We start from the raw sequence: 18,790 nt of genomic DNA on the forward strand, positions 1-18,790 counted from the left end.
CTGGATCGGTTGGTCACGGGTTTAGCGGCCCGCGTGATCCGGTGCAATCGGGAGGTGGCGCTAACAGGTGCCGCGCCGCACCGCTACTTGCGGAAGGAGTCGAGCGACACGATCTCGGCGTCCTTGTGCGCTTCTTCGGGCACTTCCAACTCGTCCTCGGTCTGCTGGGGCAGATCGCGCTGGCGCTTGTCCGGCGCATCCTCGCTGTCCTGCTGCTCGAAGCGCAGGCCGAATTCGACCGACGGGTCCACGAAGGTGCGGATCGCGTCGTAGGGAATGTAGAGCGGTTCGGGTGCATCGCCGAAATTCAGCGTGACGGCAAAGCCTTCTTCGCTGACTTCCAGCTTGTCGTACCAGTGCTGCATGACCACCGTCATCTCGCCGGGATAGCGGTCCGACAGCCAGTCCGCCAGTTCCGCATCCGGATGCGAGGTGTCGAAGGTGATGAAGAAATGGTGATTCCCCGGCAGGCCCCGTTCCGCGACATCCAGGAGAACCTTGCGGATCAGTCCCCGCATGGCTTCGTGCATCAGGTTGCCATAGTCGATCTTGCGGCTCATCGCGGTCTCCGGTTGCGCCCTTGGGCAGGGGAAGCATAGCCCATTCACCGTCAAGGAAAAGGGGGGCCGTGTCAAAGCGCGCCGAACAGCAGGGCGGCGGCGGCGAGGGCGGCCATCGTCAGCACGAATCCCCACCGCATCCCGAGCATCAGCACCAGTCCGGCGGCGACAAGACCGGCTGCCAGCGGATCGAAGCTGGCGGGCTCCGGCAGAGGCACGGCGAGCCGATCACCCGTCGAGACACGGTCGAACAGGACATGGATCGCGAACCAGACCGACAGGTTCGCGATCACGCCGACGACGGCGGCGGTAATCGCCCGGAGCGCGCCCGAGAGACGCGGCTGGGCGGAAATCCGCTCCAGGTAGGGGCCGGCGAGGAAGATCCACAGGAAGCAGGGGGTGAAGGTCACCCAGAGCGCGAGGGCACCCGCCGCCAGCGCCCCGCCGACCCCCGCCTGCGCGAAGCCTGCCATCATCGCCACGAATTCGGTGACGAGGATCAGCGGCCCCGGCGTCGTTTCGGCCAGCCCCAGCGCGTCGATCATCTGGTCGGTGTCGATCCATCCATAGTCCTGCACGACCGTCTGGGTCATGTAGGCCAGCACCGCGTAGGCCCCGCCGAAGGTGACGACGGCGAGCCGCGAGAAGAACAGCCCCAGTTGCAGCAGGAATTCCCGGTCGATCGCCCAGAGGACCGCCAGCGGCGCGGCCCAGAGCGTGCCCCACACCAGCAGGGTGCGCCGGCTGTGCGCCGCGCGGACGGGCGGGGCCTGTGCCTCTTGCGGGGCGGGCCGCCCCCGCGCCAAGCCCCACAGGCCGGCGCACAGGATGATGAGCGGGAACGGCAGACCGAACACGAACAGCGCCGTGAAGGACAGCAGCGCCAGCGCCCAGCCCTGCAGGCCGTCCAGCGCCTTGCCGGCGACCTTGCGCAGCGCCTGGAAGACGACGACGATCACCGCCGCCTTGATCCCGAGAAAGGCGGCCTGCACGAGGGGGACCTGACCGTAGAACGCGTACCCCAGCGCCAGCGCCGCGATCACCAGCGCGCCCGGAATGACGAACAAAAGCCCTGCGAGAAGGCCGCCTGCAACGCCGCGCAGGCGCCAGCCCGCGTAGGTGGCAAGCTGCATCGCTTCCGGCCCCGGCAGCAACATGCACAGCGACAGCGCGCGCAGAAACGTCGCCTCGGTCAGCCACGGGCGCCGTTCCACCAGTTCGTCGTGCATGATGGCGATCTGCGCCGCCGGTCCGCCGAAGGACAGCAGCCCGATGCGGCCGAAGACCCGCAGCATCTCGCCCCAGGCAATGGCGGCGTCGGCCGGGGATCGATCATCGCCAGGGGGGGATCGGAGAGGATCGCGCGGGGCAGGTCCGGGCATTGCGGGTGGCCTCGCGGGCAGAAACCATGCGAACTTTCGGCGGCTGCCTCACGGGGCGTTCGCGGCTGCCCCGGCGCAAGGACAACACCGCCCTGCGGGGCTGTCAAGCAAGCGGGTGCGGGTCAGGCCACAAGGTTGCGGGGGGTGTCTTCGGCGTCCTGCCCGGCGGCCTGTTGCGACCCGCGCGGCAGGCGCATGACAAAGGTGCTGCCTTCGCCGGGAACGCTGGTCGCGGTCAGGGTGCCGCCGTGCGCTTCGGCGATGTCGCGCGAGATGGCCAGCCCCAGCCCCGTGCCGCCGAACTGGCGGGTCGAGGTGGAATCGACCTGGTGGAAGGCTTCGAACACGCGGCTGACCTGGTCCTGCGGAATGCCGATGCCGGTGTCGCGGACCGAGAACACGACGGAATCTTCGCTGACGGAGGCGGTGAGGTCGATGCTGCCCTCCTTGGTGAACTTGCTGGCGTTGCCGACGAGGTTGATGAGAACCTGCCGCACGCGGTTCGCGTCGGCGTAAACATCCCCGGCATCCACCGTCACGTTGAAGGCCAGTCCCTTTTCCTCGATCATCGGGCGCATCTGGTCTTCGACCGTCGTGACGATGTCGGCGACCTCGTGCAGTTCGGGCTGCAACGTCTGGCTGCCGGATTCGAGCTTGGCGAAATCGAGGATCTCACTGATCAGGGTCAGCAGGTGGTCGCCGGACCTTTCGAGCCGCGCCATCATGCCGGTGACCTGCGTGAGCAGCGCATCGACATGGGGCTCGATCTCGCGGGCGGCCTCGGGGTGGGCTTCGAGCGCCTGCTCGAGCGCCTTGGCGGGGGGCAGCCGATCGATGTTGCGCGCCAGCCGGGCGTGCCCGAGGATCACCGTCAGCGGCGTGCGCAGCTCGTGGCTGAGGACGCCCATGAAATCCGTCTTGGCCTTGTTCGCCGCTTCCGCCGCCTGCTGCGCGCGTTTCAGCTCGGTCACGTCGATGCGCAGGCCGACGATGCTGCCGTCGTCCATCAGCCGGTCGGATGTCTGCATGATGCGGCCGTCCGGAATGATCTGTTCGGGGTCGAGCGAGCCGTCCAGCGGGCGGTTGCGCCACATTTCGAGCCATTCTTCCTCGCGGCCGACGGCGTCCTTGATGATACCCTTGTCGAGGCTGGACTTGACGATGTCCTCGTAGAGCACGCCGATCTTCACGACGGAGGAGGGGCCGTGCATTTCGGCGTACCGCCGGTTCATCGCCACGAGGCGTCCCTCGGGGTCGAACATGACGAACCCGTGCGGCAGCGCCTCGATGCCGTTTGTCAGGCGCGTTTCGGCGGCACGGCGGTTGTCGGCCAGACGCAGCACGTAGAAAAGCCCGACACCCACCAGCGCGGCAAAGAGAAACCGCAGCGTCCAGTGCCAGAGGTACATGGGGCGATGCTTGGGCCAGCCTTCGATGGGCGTCGCGGCGAGTTCCCAGATGCCCAGCGGGATGTTCAGCGTCATGACGACGGGATCCCGGCTGAGGGCGCCGACGTCGCCCAGGCGAAGCTCGGCGCCGAAACGGTTGTCCGGTCGCCGCTCGCGCAGGACGATGTCGTATTGGTCCGTCAGGGCCTCGTTGCTGATGCTCTGGATGAAGGATTCGTAGTCCAGCACCACGGAGACGATGCCCCAGGGTTCGAGCGCGTTGCTGCTGCCCCGGCGGGTAAAGACCGGCTGACGCAGGATCAGACCGCGTCCGCCTTGCACGAGGTCCACCGGGCCGTCGATCTGGCCGCGGCGCGTGTTCATCGCTTCCTCGACCTTGGGGAACTGCCGCGGGTTCGCGCGATAGTCCAGTCCCAGTGTCCCTTCGTTGCCGGTCTTGGGAAAGATCATCTCGACCACGAGGTCGGGCGCCGCGGCGATGTTCACCACGTCGTTGCTCTGCAACAGGAAATCGACCGCCTTGATGTTGAATTCGGTCTGGTTCATGTCGGGATTTTCGGACAGGGCGCTTGCCAGCTGGTTCAGACGCAGCACGCGGTCGACCATCTGGATTTCGAACTGTTCCCGTATGGCGGACAGCTCGAGCGCGGCATTCATCCGCAGGTTCTGCAGGTAGGTCTGGTAGGAAAGATCTTCGATCCGTTTGCCGAACGTCAGGATCAGCCCGCTGACCATCGCAATCAGCAGAAAGCGCGGTGCCCAGATCCTCATGTTGCGTTGAGGTGCCGCTCGATTTCCCGTTCTGCGGGTCACCATACCTTGATCAGATCCTTTTCCCTGCCGCGCTGAAGATGGCTGGAACCGCCTGTCACCATGCACTCATCACGTTTCCATTTATTCGGGAAGTGCCGGTTGCAAGTCACTGATATTCCGTTCCATCGCGGTGTTTTTGATGTAGTGTGACACGATCACACCATCGAAAAACGGCATCAGCACGACCGGAAAACGGCATCATCGCCGTGGTTGTGGCACAATCGGAAGTTGGGGGATGAAGTGCAGGCTTCTGTTGCCAGGTGCCTGCGAACCCCGCCTGATGCTGCAAGGCATCAGGGCTTAAGATTTCGGTAGATCCGACTGCTTACGCAGCCATTGCCACCGGTGCACGATTGTCATTTGCAATTGTACGTTTTGAACCGATAACGGTGGTATCTCACCGGGACAAAGCTAACCCCTTTAGACGTTCGTCGATCCTGTTTCGGCCCCATGATCCCCAAATGAAGGATTATTGGTGGAGCCGCCGGGTACCGCCCCCGGGTCCGATCCGCTTATTACGAGCGCGTTTATGTCCATAGTCCCGAAGAACAAGACAGATATAGGGGACCCGGCGCGCCGTTTCAATCGTCGCGATGCGGGAAATCCGGAAAATCACAACAGCCCGCCCGCACCCCAGGCCAGCCCCAGCGCGATTGCGGCGGCGGACAGGGCCGCGGCGTAGCAGGCCAGTTTGACGCGCGAGAAGGGCCGTTCGCCGAAAGTGCGGCCGTCTATGCCGGAGACGACCACCTTCATCGGCCTGCCGCGCCAGGTGTAATGCGCGATCCAGACCGGCAGCAGGATGCGGCGGTACCGGATGCCCGTGGTGTCGGTCTGGAACCGGATGGCGTGCACGCCGGACCGGCCGATGTGCTGGCGGATGCGGTTGCGGATCAGCAGCTTCTTGTCGGGTGCATTCGCCGTGAGGCCCTGCGCGACGCTCTGGTGATGCCGTTCGGCGGCGAAACCCGCGAGGTAGCCCACGCGGTACGGCTTCAGCGCCGCCGGGTCGAAATCGTGCAGGATCCCGTCGCGGATCATCGCGGTCACATGGGGCGAGGCGGGCATCAGCAGGTCGTCGAAGCGCAACTGGAGCGCGCCCGAGGTGCTGTGGGTGCGGCGCCGGTCTCCCGAGCCCGTGGTGTACCGCGCCCAGTATTCCAGCGCTTCGTGGCTGTCGAAGGTCCAGAACGGCGCGTAGATCCCCACGAGCCGCGCGTCGTCCAGCAGGGCGGGCAGGGCGCGGGGGGCCGCCAGCCTGCGGCCCACCCAGGCGCGCATCCGCGTGCGTGCCGCCGCTTGTTCGATGCGGAAGGGGATCAGCGCGGTGGTGCGGTAGCCGACGTCGGCGGGGGCCAGAACCACCGGCCCGTTGCAGTAGGGGCAATCGGTGGAGAGCGCGGGCCCGATGAACAGCACCGCGCCGCCGCAGTTGCGGCATTGGTGCGTGCGGTCGTGGCTGACGTCGGGCAGGTCGGCCCCGGTCGTTTCGGCATCGTCCGGCGCGTAGGGGAACTCGCGCGCCGCCGTTGCATCCCACGGGCTGTCGAGGTCGGAGAGGCTGCCGCAACTCGTGCAGCGCAGCGCCCCGTCCGACGGGGAAAAGACGCAATGTGCGCCGCAGTTGGGGCACGAAAGCGCCGCCTGGTCGGCGGTCACATGGTCCGGCGCGCCCTTGCCCATCAGTCGTTGTCCCCCAGTGCCGCCGCGATCTCGAGCAGGATGCGCAGCCGCAGCCACGACCTGTCCACCGCCCCGGCGAGGTCACCGCTCATGTGCCAGTCGCCGATGATCGTGGCCAGGAACCAGGTCGCCATCAGCCAGAAGGCGATGACGGCCCAGCCCGCGACCGACCGGAGCCGCCCGGCGGAACCGGGGCGCAGTTCGTGCCTTGCCTCGTAGACACGGATGAGCTTGATGACCGGCAGGATGCCGACAGCCGTGGACAGCGCCAGCAAGCCGAGGGTGGCGATCAACGGACCGTGGAGCAGGGACATCGGCGAACCTTACATGCGGGAACCGTCCCTTCGTAACACGGCAGGGGTCCCCGCCGGAACCGGGGCGGCCAAAAACCCGCCGAAATATGGGGTAAAATGATACCTTAATTGCAAGTCACTAATTTCGCTGGATAAATTTGGAAAGGTCGTGCTTGACCCGCCGCGCGGGATGGATATAACCCGCCCATCAGTTTACAGGCGGCACGCCGTGGCGGCCTCCTTCACCACCAAACGGGAATGACCGATGAAAACTTTCTCTGCGACACCGGCAGACATCGACAAGAAGTGGATCATCATCGACGCCGAGGGCGTCGTGCTGGGCCGCCTCGCCTCGATCGTCGCCATGCGTCTGCGCGGCAAGCACAAGCCGTCCTTTACCCCCCACATGGATTGCGGTGACAACGTCATCGTGATCAACGCCGACAAGGTCCAGATGACCGGCAAGAAGCGCGAAGAGCACTTCTATTGGCATACCGGGCATCCCGGCGGGATCAAGTCGCGCACCAAGGCGCAGATCCTCGAGGGTGCACACCCCGAGCGGGTCGTGATGCAGGCCGTCAAGCGCATGCTTCCCGGCAACCGCCTGAGCCGCCAGATCATGACCAACCTGCGCGTCTACGCAGGCGGCGATCACCCGCACGAGGCGCAGAGCCCTGAAGTTCTGGATGTCAAATCCATGAACAAGAAAAACACCCGGAGCGCATGAGCATGGCTGACGAAATCAAGACACTCGACGATCTGAAGGATGTCGTGACCGAGGACATCGGTGGCGTCCAGGGCGCTGCAGCGGACGAGGCGATCAGCCGCGAACCCGTCCGGGACGAGCTGGGCCGTTCCTATGCCACGGGCAAGCGCAAGGACGCTGTCGCCCGTGTCTGGATCAAGCCGGGCTCCGGCAAGGTCACCGTGAACGGCAAGCCGCAGAACGACTACTTTGCGCGTCCGGTGCTTCAGATGATCCTGGCGCAGCCGTTCGGCATCACCAACACCGAAGGCCAGTTCGACGTCGTCGCGACCGTCAAGGGCGGTGGCCTTTCCGGTCAGGCCGGCGCGGTCAAGCACGGTGTCTCCAAGGCACTTCAGCTGTACGATCCCTCGCTGCGCGGTGCGCTGAAGGCGGCAGGTTTCCTGACTCGCGACAGCCGCGTGGTGGAGCGCAAGAAGTACGGCAAGGCCAAGGCGCGCAAGAGCTTCCAGTTCTCCAAGCGTTAAGCCGCTGTTTCGATTACGGGGAAGGGCCGCACCACCGGGTGCGGCCCTTTTCATTTCCGGCGGGCCGGTTTCCCCCGGCGGACGCCCGGAAAAAGTCGCGGGACGGGGGTGCGTATCGTGGTGGCCGTGCCTAGATTGGGACAAAAGGAGAGCGACATGCAGTATTCCCTTCTCGATCTTTGTCCGGTTCCCGAGGGCAGCGACGCCGCGCAGGCGATGCGCAACACGACCGCCCTCGCGCAGCGGGCGGAGGCGCTTGGATACCATCGGTACTGGATGGCCGAACATCACAACATGCCCGGCATCGCCTCTGCCGCCACCTCGGTGCTGATCGGCCACGTTGCGGGGGTCACCCGAAAGATGCGCGTGGGCGCGGGCGGCGTGATGCTGCCGAACCATGCGCCCCTCGCCATCGCGGAGCAGTTCGGGACGCTTGCGACACTCTACGGTGACCGGATCGACCTAGGACTGGGGCGAGCACCGGGCGGCGATCAGGCGGTCTATCACGCCCTGCGGCGCGCGGGCAGCGACGATTTCGTGGGCGACGTGGCCGAGTTGCAGGGCTACCTCGGGGATGCGCGGCCCAGCGCCACGGTGCGCGCCCTGCCGGGCGAGGGCACCCATGTGCCGCTGTGGATCCTCGGCTCGTCGCTTTACGGGGCGCAGGTGGCGGCGCATTTCGGGCTGCCCTATGCCTTTGCCTCGCATTTCGCCCCCGACGCGCTGGAGCAGGCAGTCGCTGTCTACCGCCACCAGTTCCAGCCGTCCGCGCAGTTGGACAAGCCGCATTTCATGCTGGCCGTCAACGTTTTTGCCGCGGACACCGATGCCGAAGGGGCGTACCTGCGGACGTCGATGCAGCAGGCCTTTGCCCGCATGCGGACCGGCCAGCGCGGCAAGTTGCCCCGGCCCGTCGAGGACATCGACGCCGAGATCGGCGAGGCGGTGCGCCGCGGCGTGGATCAGGCGCTGCGGGTGACCGCCGTGGGCAGCCGGGAGACGGTGCGCGCCCAGCTGGAGGCCTTGCAGGCCGAATACCGGCCCGACGAGATGATCCTGACGGGGCAGATCCACGACCCCGCGGCACGGGTGAAATCCTTCGAGATCGCGGCGGAGGTCATGCAGGGCCTCGACGCCGTGGCGGCCTAAGCTGCTTGTCAATCAAACCTAACGGTCTTCTGAAATCGTCGTAGAAGGATGCCTTTTTGCGTACTGCTCTGTTACGAACTTACCGCTTTTCGCACTCCGGGATCGACCTGTAGGCTGTCCGCCGATCTCCTCGGTGACAGTGGTTGCAGGGCGACGTTTTGCGGTTGCGGGGGAAACGAATTGCCCGTTCTTAGCGTTTCTAGATCTTGTGGCCATATTGGTCTCCATGACACTTTGTAGTGCCATCTTACTTCGAAGCCGAGATCAAAGCAAGAACATCACTCATCGGGGCGGATCAGCCCCAGACCCCGCAGGTAGATGCCGATGCCTGTTTCCAGCAAGTCGTCGGGCGGAAAGGGCGAGGCGCGACCGGGGGAGTTCCGGGCGAAAAGCTCGACAACGCCGTGACTCATCGCCCAGATATGGGCCGAGAACATGGAGGCAGGCGGGCGGCGGTCGTCGGGAATGTGCTTGCTGAGGTCCGTGGCGGCGCGTTCCAGCACCGCATTGGCGCGGCCCGCCACGGCGGCAAGTTCGGGCGTGCGGTTCACCGAGATGCCGCTTTCGAACATCGCGATGTAATGACCGGGATATTTCCGCGCGAAGGCCAGGTAGGCCCGGCCCGTCGCTTCGAAGGCCTTCAGCGCCGAGGGCTGCCCCGACTGGTAGGCGAAGTCCATCAAATCCGCAAAAATCTCGTAGCCCTGCCGGGCGGCTTCGGCGATCAGATCCTCGCGCCCGTCGAAATGGCGATAGACCGCCGCGGGGGTCACCCCCGCCTGCTTGGCCGCCTCCGACAAAGTGAACCCGGTGGGGCCCCGCGACTCGATCAGTTCGAGGGCGGCATCCACCAGCGCCTGTCGCAGGTTGCCATGATGGTAGCCGCGTTTAGGCATCCCAAAGATCCGGACCGCCACAGATCAGCGGGTCGATCTCGCCGATGGCACGGGCATCCTTGCGCGGATAGTCGAAGGCATGACACAGCACCCGCATCGCGTTGAGCCGCGCCCGCCGCTTGTCGTCCGAGCGGATGATGGTCCAGGGCGCGTGGGGCGTGTGGCTGCGGGTCAGCGTGTCGCGGATCGCGGCGGAATAGGCATCCCATTTCTTGAGGCCCTCCACGTCGATGCTGCTGAGTTTCCACTGTTTCAGCGGGTCGCTTTCGCGCGCCAGCATGCGGCGGAGCTGTTCGCCCCGGCCGACGTTGAGCCAGAACTTGAACAGGTGGATGCCGTCATCCACCAGCATCCGCTCGAAGTCCGGCACCTGGGTGAAGAAGTGGCGATTCTGCTCGGGCGTGCAGAAGCCGAAGACGGGTTCGACCACGCCACGGTTGTACCAGGACCGGTCGAAGAACACGATCTCGCCGGCCGTGGGCAGGTGGGCGACGTAGCGCTGGAAATACCATTGGCCCTGTTCGGTCTCCGTCGGCTTGGGCAGCGCGACCACCCGGGCCGCGCGGGGGTTGAGGTTGGCGCGCAGGCGGCTGATCGTGCCTCCCTTGCCGGCGGCATCGCGCCCTTCGAAGACCGTGACGATGCGCGTGCCGCTTTCGCGCACCCATGCCTGCAGCTTGACCAGTTCGATCTGAAGCCTGTCGTACTCGCGCTCGTACTGCTTGCGCCCCAGCCGTTCGGAATGGGGATAGCTTGCGGTGATGATGTCATCCTTGTCCGCGCGCCGGATGGCGTTGCGGATGCTGTCGGGCGCCTCGTTCTCGAAGAATGCGCTGATCGCGCCGTCGAAGGGCAGGTCCATGCGGCCTCCTGTCGTGTTCTTTCGTTTCAATATGGGATGTTAAGAGGCTTAACGCAAACCCGCACGCGTCGCGGCGCGGTCGATGGCGGCGATGACGGCGTCGGGCGCGGTGTGTTGCAGCATGTGGCCCTGACCGGGGAGAATGTCGAGCGCGCCGTCGGGCACGTCGCCCATCAGCACCTCGGCGTGGATATGGGCGGGCACGATCGTGTCGGCGTCGCCGTGGATCGCCTCGATCGGCATGGTCAGGGTGGCGTAGTTCTTCTGCATCTCGACCACGTGGGGCCGCAGGGCGTTGACCTGCTGGGCATTCGCGCGCAGGGACGCCCGGCGCAGGGTCAATCCCGTGCCTAGGTGGTCGCCGTATCCTTCGGGCGCATCCTGCGGGGCGAAGATGCTGCCGATGCTGGCCTCGACGTAGGATTTCGGCACGAAGGCGGAGACCATCGGCACGAAGAGCGCACCGCCGAGGCGCGAGCCGTTGACCGTGTAGGTCCAGCCAAGGCCGCCGGGCCAGGGTTCGGACACGGCGCTGACCAGCACCAGCGCCGCGGTGTCGGCGGGGCGGGAAAGGCCCCAGGCAAGCGCCACGATCCCGCCGAACGAATGGCCCAGCACGATCGGGTTGCGGACGTCCAGCCGGTCGGCGGCCTTTTGCAGAAGCGCCGCCTGCGCCATCGGCGTTTCCTCGGTGATGTTCCATGCCCCGCCGGAACCGGGCAGGCGCCCGGTGTAGCCCATGCCGGGGCGGTCGAACAGGATCACCCGGTATTGGTCCGCCAGCCGTTCGGCGAAGCCCATCGTGAAATCGCGCAGGTTGCCGCTGGCCCCGTGGATCAGCACGAGGTCCGGACCCTCGCCCATGACCAGCGCGTGAACCGGCGTGCCGTCGATGTCGAGGATCCTGCCGACCGGGGGCGTCGCCGCCTCCGCAGCCGCTTCGCGCGAGGAGGCCCGCCACTGCACCACGCCGACCAGCAGCGCGAGCAGGATCACGAAGAGGATCAGTGCGGTCCTCAAGGCGTCAGGTTCCGATGCGGGAGATGTCGTAGGGACAGCTCTGGTAGATTTCGTTGATCCAGTTGCCGTAGAGCAGGTGCGCATGGCTGCGCCAGCGGTTCATCGGCGCGCGCGCGGGGTCATCGTCGGGATAGTAATTGCAGGGCACGTTGACCGGGGTGCCCGAGGCGATATCGCGGTCGTATTCCTGCTTGAGCGTATCGCTGTCGTACTCGAAATGGTTGAACACGTAGAGCGCGCGGTGGCCCGCGTCCTCGATCAGGCAGGGGCCGACCTCGTCGCTTGCCAGCAGGGTGGTCAGTGCCGGATGCGTGTCCACCTCGTCCTGCCGCATCTCCGTCCAGCGCGAGACCGGCACGACGCAGTCGTCGGAAAACCCGCGCAGATAGGGCGAGGCCGGGGCGAGGTTGCGGTGCCGGAAGCAGCCGAAGGCCTTTTCCTGCAGGATGTGCTTCTTGACGCCGTGGAAGTGGTTAATCATCGCCATGCCGCCCCAGCAGACGCCGAAGGTGGAATGCACGTTGGTCTGGGTCCAGTCCATGACGCGGCGCAGCTCGTCCCAGTAGGTGACCTCTTCGAAGTCCATGTGTTCGATCGGCGCGCCGGTGATGATCAGCCCGTCGAATTTCTCGTCCCAGACATCGCTGACCGGGCGATAGAAGCTTTCCATGTGCTCGGCGGCGGTGTTGCGGGTGCGGTGATCCGACATGCGCAGCAGGCTCAGTTCGATCTGCAGGGGCGTGGCCCCGATCAGCCTTGCGAACTGGTTTTCGGTCTGGATCTTCTTGGGCATCAGGTTCAGCAGCGCGATCTTGAGCGGGCGGATGTCCTGATGATCGGCTAGCTCGTCATCCAGCAGCATCACGCCCTCGCGGCTCAGCACGTCGTAAGCGGGTAGGTTTGCGGGAATCTTGATGGGCATTGCAGAGGTCGATCCTTGTGAGGGGCTTAGATAGACCGCGTCGGGCGCGCTGCCAAGAGGGCGGGCCCGCGCAGCCTAGCGCCCCGTTTCGAGACAGGTCGCGATCAGCTCCACGAAGTCGGCCTCGGACGTCAGCGGGCCGATCTGATCGGGGGTGATGGTGACACCCCATTTCGCCATCGCCGCATAGCGCGGCTGGCGGTGCGACAGGGCCTGCGCATAGGTCCACCTGACAAAGGCGTCAGGATCAACGTCGTCTTCGGACACGTTGTTTTCCAACAGGTAATCCTTCCAGACCCGTGCCAGGAACGCGGGCTGGTAGGCCATCGGTTTCGGCGCCCTGTCGAATCGCCGGATCAATTCCTGCGTGTGCGCCTCGTCCCCCTTGATCCAGACCAGAAGGCATTCTTCCGACAGGGTTCTGAGCAGCGGATCGTCGGGGTTTTCGGGGTCCACCCATTCGCAGATCGACCCCCCGGTGTCGCAGATGAAATGGTCGTAGCCGTACAGGGTCTTGGCGCGGCGGGCGAAATGCGGCGTGTCGTTGAGCGCCGCGATCTCGGCCAGGCGGAAGGCCTCCTGCCGGGTGGCGTATTCGGCCATCGGCAGGCCGCCCTTCTCGCGCGAACCGGGCTTGCCCAGCCACGTGGCGACGGGGCTGAGGTTCTCGAAGGTGATGTTGGACGCGATGTAGATGCTGTCGGTCATCAGCAGGTCGCGCAGGAACGGGACCTTCATCGCCTCGGCCTTGGCGTTGTCGACGATCGCCTCGCCGAGGTAGCGGGTGCCGATGCGGTAATCGATTGAGTAGTGGAACCAGTCTCCCGTGACGCGCAGCAGCCCGCTCAGGTGGGTCTTGCCCAGCCCGGACATGCCGAAGACCAGAACCTTGCGGCGCGATGCGGTGCGCCAGTCGTGGGCGGTGGGGTAGAGCATGGGCAAGTCCTGTCGGCCAGTTTCGACCTGACTAGCGCAGCCCCGCGGAATGTGCCAGCCGCTCCGTAAGGGGGCGGGGCCGGAACCCCCGCGCCCGGTGGGCGCGGGGACATCGCTTGGGCCATTCGGTCCGGATCAGAAGGAATAACCGACCTTGAAGCCCACCGACACGGCGGAATTGCCGTCGAAGTTGGCGCGGCCCGCGTCCGGCGTGCCGGTCTCGGGCTGGGCATCGCCCAGATCGGTGTAGCGCACGCCGCCGCTCAGGTTGATCTGGTCGGTCACCTGGTAGCTCGCGCCAAGGGCGACGTATTTCGCCCCGTGAGTCGGCGCGAGGGGCGAGACCAGCGTGTCACCGCTGGAGTCCTGGAAGCCGAAGGCCAGCGAGGCCGACAGCCGGTCGGTGAACCGGCGGCCGATGCCGATCTCGTAATCCGTCGAATTGTCGATGGTTGTCAGGCTTTCACCTGCCGCGCCGGTAAAGACGGGCGGGCGGACCAGCACGTCCTCGTAGCGGGCATGGCGGATCGAGCCGAACAGCAGCGTATCCTGCGCGATGCCGGTCTGGAACTCCAGGTTCAGGCTCTCGGGTGTCGTGACCTCGGTGATGGAACCGGGGTTGACCACGGCCGGCCCGATCCGTTCGACCGTCGGCAGGTCGTGGTCGATCTTGGAGTTGTAGGTCAGCGAGATGCGCAGCGCGATGTCGGGCCGTTCATAGGCCGCCCCGACGACGTAACCGAACGCGCCGTCCTCGGCGAAGGTGGCGTTGTAGCCGTTCAGCCCCGCATAGGCGAGGCCGCCCAAGGTCACGTTCGCCTTGATCTCCTGATAGCGCAGACCGCCGTGAAGGCTGAAATTGTTGTCGAACTTGTAGCGCCCGAGCGCGGTCAGCGCGAAGCTGTCGACGATCGCGCTGGTGCCGCCAAGGGCCGTGGTCGTCGGATCTCCCGGATAGGTGACATCCGAACCGTAGGGTTCATCCACGATCAGGGCGAAGGACACGTTCTCGTTGATCTGGTATTTCAGCCCCGCGCCGATGGTCGAGAAATTGTCGCCCACGTTGCCGATGAAGTTCGTGGTCCCGGTCGATCCGTTCTCGCGGCCCTCGATGCTGGGATCGGTGTAGCCGAAGCTGAGTTCCAGCAGGTTGCCGGGTGCGAACAGGATTTCGACCGACTGACCGGATCGGTCGAGGTTGCCCGCAGAGGCCAGTGTCGTGGTGGCCAGCAGGGCGGCGATGGTGCCAAGTGTACTCTTCATGTCTGGTTTCTCCTCCCCAGAAACTCCGGCAAACACGATGCGCCGGTGCGTCAAGGAGAGGGCTTCCACATAGCCGGCGTCAACGGGTTCCGTCGCGGAACGCGGCTTTCCGCCGGTACGCCTGCGGCAAAGTCACGACACCTTGCGGCGCGTCTCGACCCAGATGTTCAGGTAGTTGCCGGCAAAGATCACGATCCCGCCGACGAAGACCCAGGCGTCGACGGTCTCGCCGTAGATCAGCATGGCCAAGATGGCGATGACCGGCAGGCGGGCGAAGTCGATGGGCGACACTACCGCCGCCGGGGCCAGCCTGAGCGCATTGGTGATGCAGAAGTGCGCGAGCAGCCCGCAGGTGCCCACCAGCGCCAGCAGCGGCGTGCTGGCCAGCGTGGGCAGCGCGATGTCGCCGTCGTATCCTGCCGTGACGAGCCCGAGGATCAGTTGCAGCAGGGTGAGGTAGAACATGATGGCGGTGATGCTCTGCCGTGCGGTCAGTTTCTTGGTGGTGATGAAGGTCAGTGCGAAGAAGACGGCGCAGCCCGCCGCGGCCAGAACGCCGGAGTTGAGCCCGGCCACCGTGGGCCGCGCGACGATCAGGATGCCGATGAACCCCATCAGGGCGGCGATGGTGCGTACCCGCGTCAGCCGCTCTCCCAGAAAGACGGGCGAGAGCACGATGACCCAGAGCGGCGTGGTGAATTCGAAGGCGAAGACCTGCGCCAGCGGGATCACGGTGACCGCGTAGAACCACAGGTTCTGGCCCGAGAAGTGGACGAGGTTGCGCACCACTTGCAGCCCCAGCGCATCGCGGTTGATCTCGCCCAGCGTGCCGGCGGCGCGGGCCACCGCCATCACGATGACGAACCCCACGACCGACCGGTAGAGCATGATTTCGAAGGTGTCGTAGTCCACGCCGAGCTTGCGCCCCGCGAGGGCCATCGCCGTGAACGAACCGATCGCCCCAAGCATCCAGAACGCCGCCTTCAGCGTCTGGTTGATGGGCGGGATGATCGCCTCGTCGGTCATGCGCGTGTCCCGGTCAAGGCGGGATCACTCCCACTCGATCGTGCCCGGCGGTTTGCTCGTGATGTCGTAGGTCACGCGGTTGATTCCGGGCACCTCGTTGATGATACGGGTGGCCGTGTCGCCGAGGAACTCGTGGCTGAAGGGGTAGTAGTCGGCGGTCATGCCGTCGACGCTTGTCACCGCGCGCAGGGCGCAGGCGAAATCGTAGGTGCGCCCGTCGCCCATGACGCCCACGGTCCGCACCGGCAGGATCGCGACGAAGGCCTGCCAGATCTCGTCGTAGAGCCCATGTTTGCGGATCTGGTCGATGTAGACCGCGTCGGCCTCGCGCAGGATGTCCAGTTTCTGGCGCGTGATCTCGCCCGGGCAGCGGATCGCGAGGCCCGGACCGGGGAAGGGGTGACGGCCGATGAAATGCGCGGGCAGGCCCAGTTCGGCCCCGAGGGCGCGCACCTCGTCCTTGAACAGTTCGCGCAGCGGTTCCACCAGTTTCAGGCCCATCTTCTCGGGCAGGCCGCCGACGTTGTGATGGCTCTTGATGGTGACCGACGGACCGCCGGAAAAGGACACGGATTCAATGACATCGGGGTAAAGCGTGCCCTGCGCGAGGAATTCGGCGCCCTCGATCTCGTTCGCGTATTTCTGGAACACGTCGATGAACAGGCGCCCGATGATCTTGCGCTTGGTCTCCGGATCGCTGACGCCGTCCAGTTCGCCCAGGAACAGATCGACCTCGTCCGCGTGGATCACGTGCAGGTTCATGTGGTCGCGGAACATGCCGACGACCTCTTCGGCCTCGTTCTTGCGCAGCAGACCGTGGTCCACGAAGACGCAGGTCAGCTGGTCGCCCACCGCTTCGTGGATCAGTGCCGCCGCGACGGAGGAATCGACCCCGCCGGAAAGCGCGCAGATCACCTTCTTGTCGCCGATCTGCTCGCGGATGGCCGCCACCGCTTCCTCGCGATAAGCGCGCATGGTCCAGTCACCCTTGAACCCCGCGAGACGCACGAAATTCTCGTAGAGCCGCGCGCCATTCGGGGTGTGATGCACCTCGGGATGGAACTGCACGGCATAGAAGTGCCGGTTGACGTCGGCGGTGATGGCAAAGGGCGCATGCGGCGAGGTGCCGAACACCTCGAACCCCGGCGCGATCTTGCTCACGTGGTCGCCGTGGCTCATCCAGACCTGCTCGCGGTCGGTGGCGAACCAGCCCTCCAGCAGGTCCAGCGATTGCCCCGTCGGCGTGACGAAGGCGCGGCCGAACTCGGCGGTGCCGTGTCCGCGCTCCACGTGGCCGCCAAGGCAGTGCATCATCACCTGTTGGCCATAGCAGATGCCGAGGATCGGAACACCGAGGTCGAAGACCGAGGCAGGCGGCATCGGCGCGCCTTCGGCGAACACGGAGGAGGGACCGCCGGACAGGATGACAGCCCTTGGATCGAATTCGCGCAGGAAGGCGTCGTCGACACGGTTGAAGGGGTGGATCTCGCAGAAGACGTTCAGCTCGCGCAGGCGGCGGGCGATCAGCTGCGTGACCTGGCTGCCGAAGTCGATGATCAGCAGGCGGTCGTGGGCGGCGGGGGAGATGAGTTCGGTCATGGCCATTGATTAGGCAGGCTTTCGCACGGTGGCAAGTGGCCGAAGCGGAGACGATGCCGGGCAGGCAGATTTTCGGTCCGAAATGTCCGGCGCGGGGCGGGCGCGATGTCGTTTTTATCCCGTGGGGGGCGGAAACCGCGCGAAGCGGTCCGAGGCGATACGCTAGGAGAGGGAAAATTCTGAACAAGGGTCGAAGCATGGCGGAATCAGCACGGCGCGGACGGACACGTGGGGGCGGCGGCGCAGCGCGGCGCGCGGAGCGCACGGCGGTCTCATTCGAAACCGCGCGCTACATCGAACGCAACATTCCAAATTTCGAGGTGCTGAACGACGAGGCGCTGGAAATCATCGAGCGCAACGCGGAAACCGTGCTCGAGGAGATCGGGGTCAATTTCCCCGACAACCCCGAGGCGCTTCAGAAATGGCGCGACGCCGGTGCAGATGTGCAGGGCGAGCGGGTGCACATACCTCGCGGTCTGGCGCGCAAACTTTGCGCCACCGCGCCGTCCACCTTTACCCAGCACGCGCGCAATTCCGCCCGTAACGTCGAGGTCGGCGGCCGCAACCTCGTGCTCGCGCCGGTCTACGGCCCGCCCTTCGTCCGCGATACGGCGGGCGGACGGCGCTACGCCACGATGGCGGACTTCAACAAGTTCGTGAAACTGGCGTACATGTCCAAGTGGCTGCACCATTCCGGGGGCACCGTCTGCGAACCGACGGACATTCCCGTGAACAAGCGGCACCTCGACATGCTGCACGCCCACATGACCCTGAGCGACAAGCCCTTCATGGGGTCGGTCACCGAACCGAGCCGGGCGCGCGATTCGGTCGAGATGTGCGGTCTTCTTTTTGGCGAGGATTTCGTGCAGCAGAACACCGTGATGACCTCGCTCATCAACATCAACTCGCCGATGACCTTCGACGACGTGATGATGGGGGCGCTCAAGGTCTACGCGGAGAACAACCAGGCCTGCATCATCTCCCCGTTCATCGTGGGTGGTGCGATGGCCCCGACCACCGTGGCGGGAACGCTGACACAGGTCCTGGCGGAAACCCTTGCCGGGGTCGCGTACAGCCAGCTCTGCCGGGCCGGCGCGCCGATCGTGATGGGGGCTTTCGTGACGTCCATCGACATGAACTCGGGCGCGCCCACCTTCGGCACGCCGGAGGCCGCGCATATCACCTACGGCGCGGGCCAGCTCGCGCGGCGGCTCAACCTGCCTTACCGCTCGGCCGGGTCCTTCTGCGGCTCGAAGCTGCCCGATGCGCAGGCGGCGTACGAAACGGCGAACAGCCTGAACATGGGCCTGCTTTCCGGCGTGAACTTCATGCTGCACGCCTGTGGCTGGCTCGAAGGGGGCCTTGTGTCGTCCTTTGAAAAATTCGTCATGGACGCCGACCAGCTTGGCGTGCTGCACCACTTTGCCCAGGGCGTCCACATGGACGAGAACGGCCAGGCGATGGATGCCATCCGCGAGGTCGGACCGGGCGGTCACTACCTCGGCTGTGCCCATACGCAGGCCAACTTCAAGTCCGCCTTCTGGAAGTCCGATCTTCTGGACTACAAGCCCTTCGAGACCTGGGAAGATGAGGGCGCGCGCGACACGACCCAGCTTGCGAGCCTGCGGGTCGAAAAGATGCTGGCGGACTACCAGCAGCCGCCGATGGACGAGGCGATCCGTGAATCCCTCGACGCTTTCGTCGCCCGCAAGAAGGCCGAGTCGCCCGACAGCTTCATGTAGGC

The 18,790-nt window shown here is 65.5% G+C and carries 17 protein-coding genes and 1 other RNA gene; 4 read left to right on the forward strand and 14 right to left on the reverse strand.

Annotation, left to right across the window (positions count from 1 at the left end):
* Positions 1-83 precede the first annotated feature (83 nt).
* The 6 genes from BOO69_RS07595 to BOO69_RS07620 all read right to left on the reverse strand — a co-directional run bounded on the left by BOO69_RS07595 (position 84) and on the right by BOO69_RS07620 (position 6,161).
* Complete coding sequence (locus BOO69_RS07595; protein ID WP_071971627.1) at positions 84-560, reverse strand: SspB family protein; 477 nt, start codon at positions 558-560, stop codon at positions 84-86.
* Positions 561-631: 71 nt separating this feature from the next.
* A complete protein-coding gene (gene chrA, locus BOO69_RS07600; protein WP_071971628.1) occupies positions 632-1,855 on the reverse strand; it encodes a chromate efflux transporter in 1,224 nt (407 codons plus the stop codon).
* Positions 1,856-2,064: 209 nt separating this feature from the next.
* Entirely contained in the window at positions 2,065-4,122 is a 2,058-nt protein-coding gene (locus tag BOO69_RS07605; RefSeq protein WP_071971629.1) for a sensor histidine kinase, read from the reverse strand.
* Between the two features lie 281 nt (positions 4,123-4,403).
* Positions 4,404-4,753, reverse strand: a transfer-messenger RNA (tmRNA) gene (ssrA, locus tag BOO69_RS07610).
* A 23-nt stretch (positions 4,754-4,776) separates the two neighbouring features.
* Positions 4,777-5,847 (reverse strand): TFIIB-type zinc ribbon-containing protein, encoded by a 1,071-nt coding sequence (locus tag BOO69_RS07615; RefSeq protein ID WP_071971630.1) that lies wholly within the window; start codon positions 5,845-5,847, stop codon positions 4,777-4,779.
* Complete coding sequence (locus BOO69_RS07620; RefSeq protein WP_071971631.1) at positions 5,847-6,161, reverse strand: hypothetical protein; 315 nt, start codon at positions 6,159-6,161, stop codon at positions 5,847-5,849. The genes BOO69_RS07615 and BOO69_RS07620 overlap by 1 nt, the downstream gene beginning before the upstream one ends.
* A 244-nt stretch (positions 6,162-6,405) precedes the next feature.
* Here BOO69_RS07620 and rplM point away from each other — a divergent pair, with 244 nt between their 5' ends.
* The 3 genes from rplM (at position 6,406) to BOO69_RS07635 (ending at position 8,522) form a co-directional block, all read left to right on the forward strand.
* The gene (rplM, locus tag BOO69_RS07625) at positions 6,406-6,867 is read left to right on the forward strand and encodes a 50S ribosomal protein L13 (protein WP_071971632.1); all 462 of its coding nucleotides are present in this window, start codon (positions 6,406-6,408) and stop codon (positions 6,865-6,867) included.
* A 2-nt stretch (positions 6,868-6,869) separates the two neighbouring features.
* On the forward strand, positions 6,870-7,373 hold the full coding sequence (rpsI, locus tag BOO69_RS07630; RefSeq protein WP_071971633.1) for a 30S ribosomal protein S9: 504 nt from the start codon (positions 6,870-6,872) through the stop codon (positions 7,371-7,373).
* Between the two features lie 156 nt (positions 7,374-7,529).
* The gene (locus BOO69_RS07635; RefSeq protein ID WP_071971634.1) at positions 7,530-8,522 is read left to right on the forward strand and encodes an LLM class flavin-dependent oxidoreductase; all 993 of its coding nucleotides are present in this window, start codon (positions 7,530-7,532) and stop codon (positions 8,520-8,522) included.
* Positions 8,523-8,800: 278 nt separating this feature from the next.
* Here BOO69_RS07635 and BOO69_RS07645 read toward each other — a convergent pair whose 3' ends face one another.
* The 8 genes from BOO69_RS07645 to guaA all read right to left on the reverse strand — a co-directional run bounded on the left by BOO69_RS07645 (position 8,801) and on the right by guaA (position 17,046).
* Complete coding sequence (locus BOO69_RS07645) at positions 8,801-9,418, reverse strand: TetR/AcrR family transcriptional regulator (protein ID WP_071971635.1); 618 nt, start codon at positions 9,416-9,418, stop codon at positions 8,801-8,803.
* On the reverse strand, positions 9,411-10,280 hold the full coding sequence (gene ppk2 / locus BOO69_RS07650) for a polyphosphate kinase 2 (RefSeq protein ID WP_071971636.1): 870 nt from the start codon (positions 10,278-10,280) through the stop codon (positions 9,411-9,413). The genes BOO69_RS07645 and ppk2 overlap by 8 nt, the downstream gene beginning before the upstream one ends.
* A gap of 48 nt (positions 10,281-10,328) precedes the next feature.
* Positions 10,329-11,300 (reverse strand): alpha/beta fold hydrolase, encoded by a 972-nt coding sequence (locus tag BOO69_RS07655; RefSeq protein ID WP_237267588.1) that lies wholly within the window; start codon positions 11,298-11,300, stop codon positions 10,329-10,331.
* A 4-nt stretch (positions 11,301-11,304) separates the two neighbouring features.
* Entirely contained in the window at positions 11,305-12,222 is a 918-nt protein-coding gene (gene metA / locus BOO69_RS07660) for a homoserine O-acetyltransferase MetA (protein WP_071971637.1), read from the reverse strand.
* Between the two features lie 75 nt (positions 12,223-12,297).
* Positions 12,298-13,158 (reverse strand): ATPase, encoded by an 861-nt coding sequence (locus BOO69_RS07665; protein WP_071971638.1) that lies wholly within the window; start codon positions 13,156-13,158, stop codon positions 12,298-12,300.
* A 135-nt stretch (positions 13,159-13,293) separates the two neighbouring features.
* A complete protein-coding gene (locus tag BOO69_RS07670; protein ID WP_071971639.1) occupies positions 13,294-14,421 on the reverse strand; it encodes an OmpP1/FadL family transporter in 1,128 nt (375 codons plus the stop codon).
* 132 nt (positions 14,422-14,553) lie between these two features.
* Complete coding sequence (locus tag BOO69_RS07675) at positions 14,554-15,447, reverse strand: DMT family transporter (RefSeq protein WP_237267589.1); 894 nt, start codon at positions 15,445-15,447, stop codon at positions 14,554-14,556.
* A gap of 24 nt (positions 15,448-15,471) precedes the next feature.
* Complete coding sequence (gene guaA, locus BOO69_RS07680; RefSeq protein WP_172839511.1) at positions 15,472-17,046, reverse strand: glutamine-hydrolyzing GMP synthase; 1,575 nt, start codon at positions 17,044-17,046, stop codon at positions 15,472-15,474.
* A gap of 197 nt (positions 17,047-17,243) precedes the next feature.
* On the opposite strand from guaA, the gene BOO69_RS07685 reads away from it, so the two are divergent.
* Complete coding sequence (locus tag BOO69_RS07685) at positions 17,244-18,788, forward strand: trimethylamine methyltransferase family protein (protein WP_071971640.1); 1,545 nt, start codon at positions 17,244-17,246, stop codon at positions 18,786-18,788.
* The last annotated feature ends 2 nt before the right edge of the window (positions 18,789-18,790 follow it).

The sequence above is a fragment of the Sulfitobacter alexandrii genome (genome assembly GCF_001886735.1).
GTDB lineage: Bacteria > Pseudomonadota > Alphaproteobacteria > Rhodobacterales > Rhodobacteraceae > Sulfitobacter > Sulfitobacter alexandrii.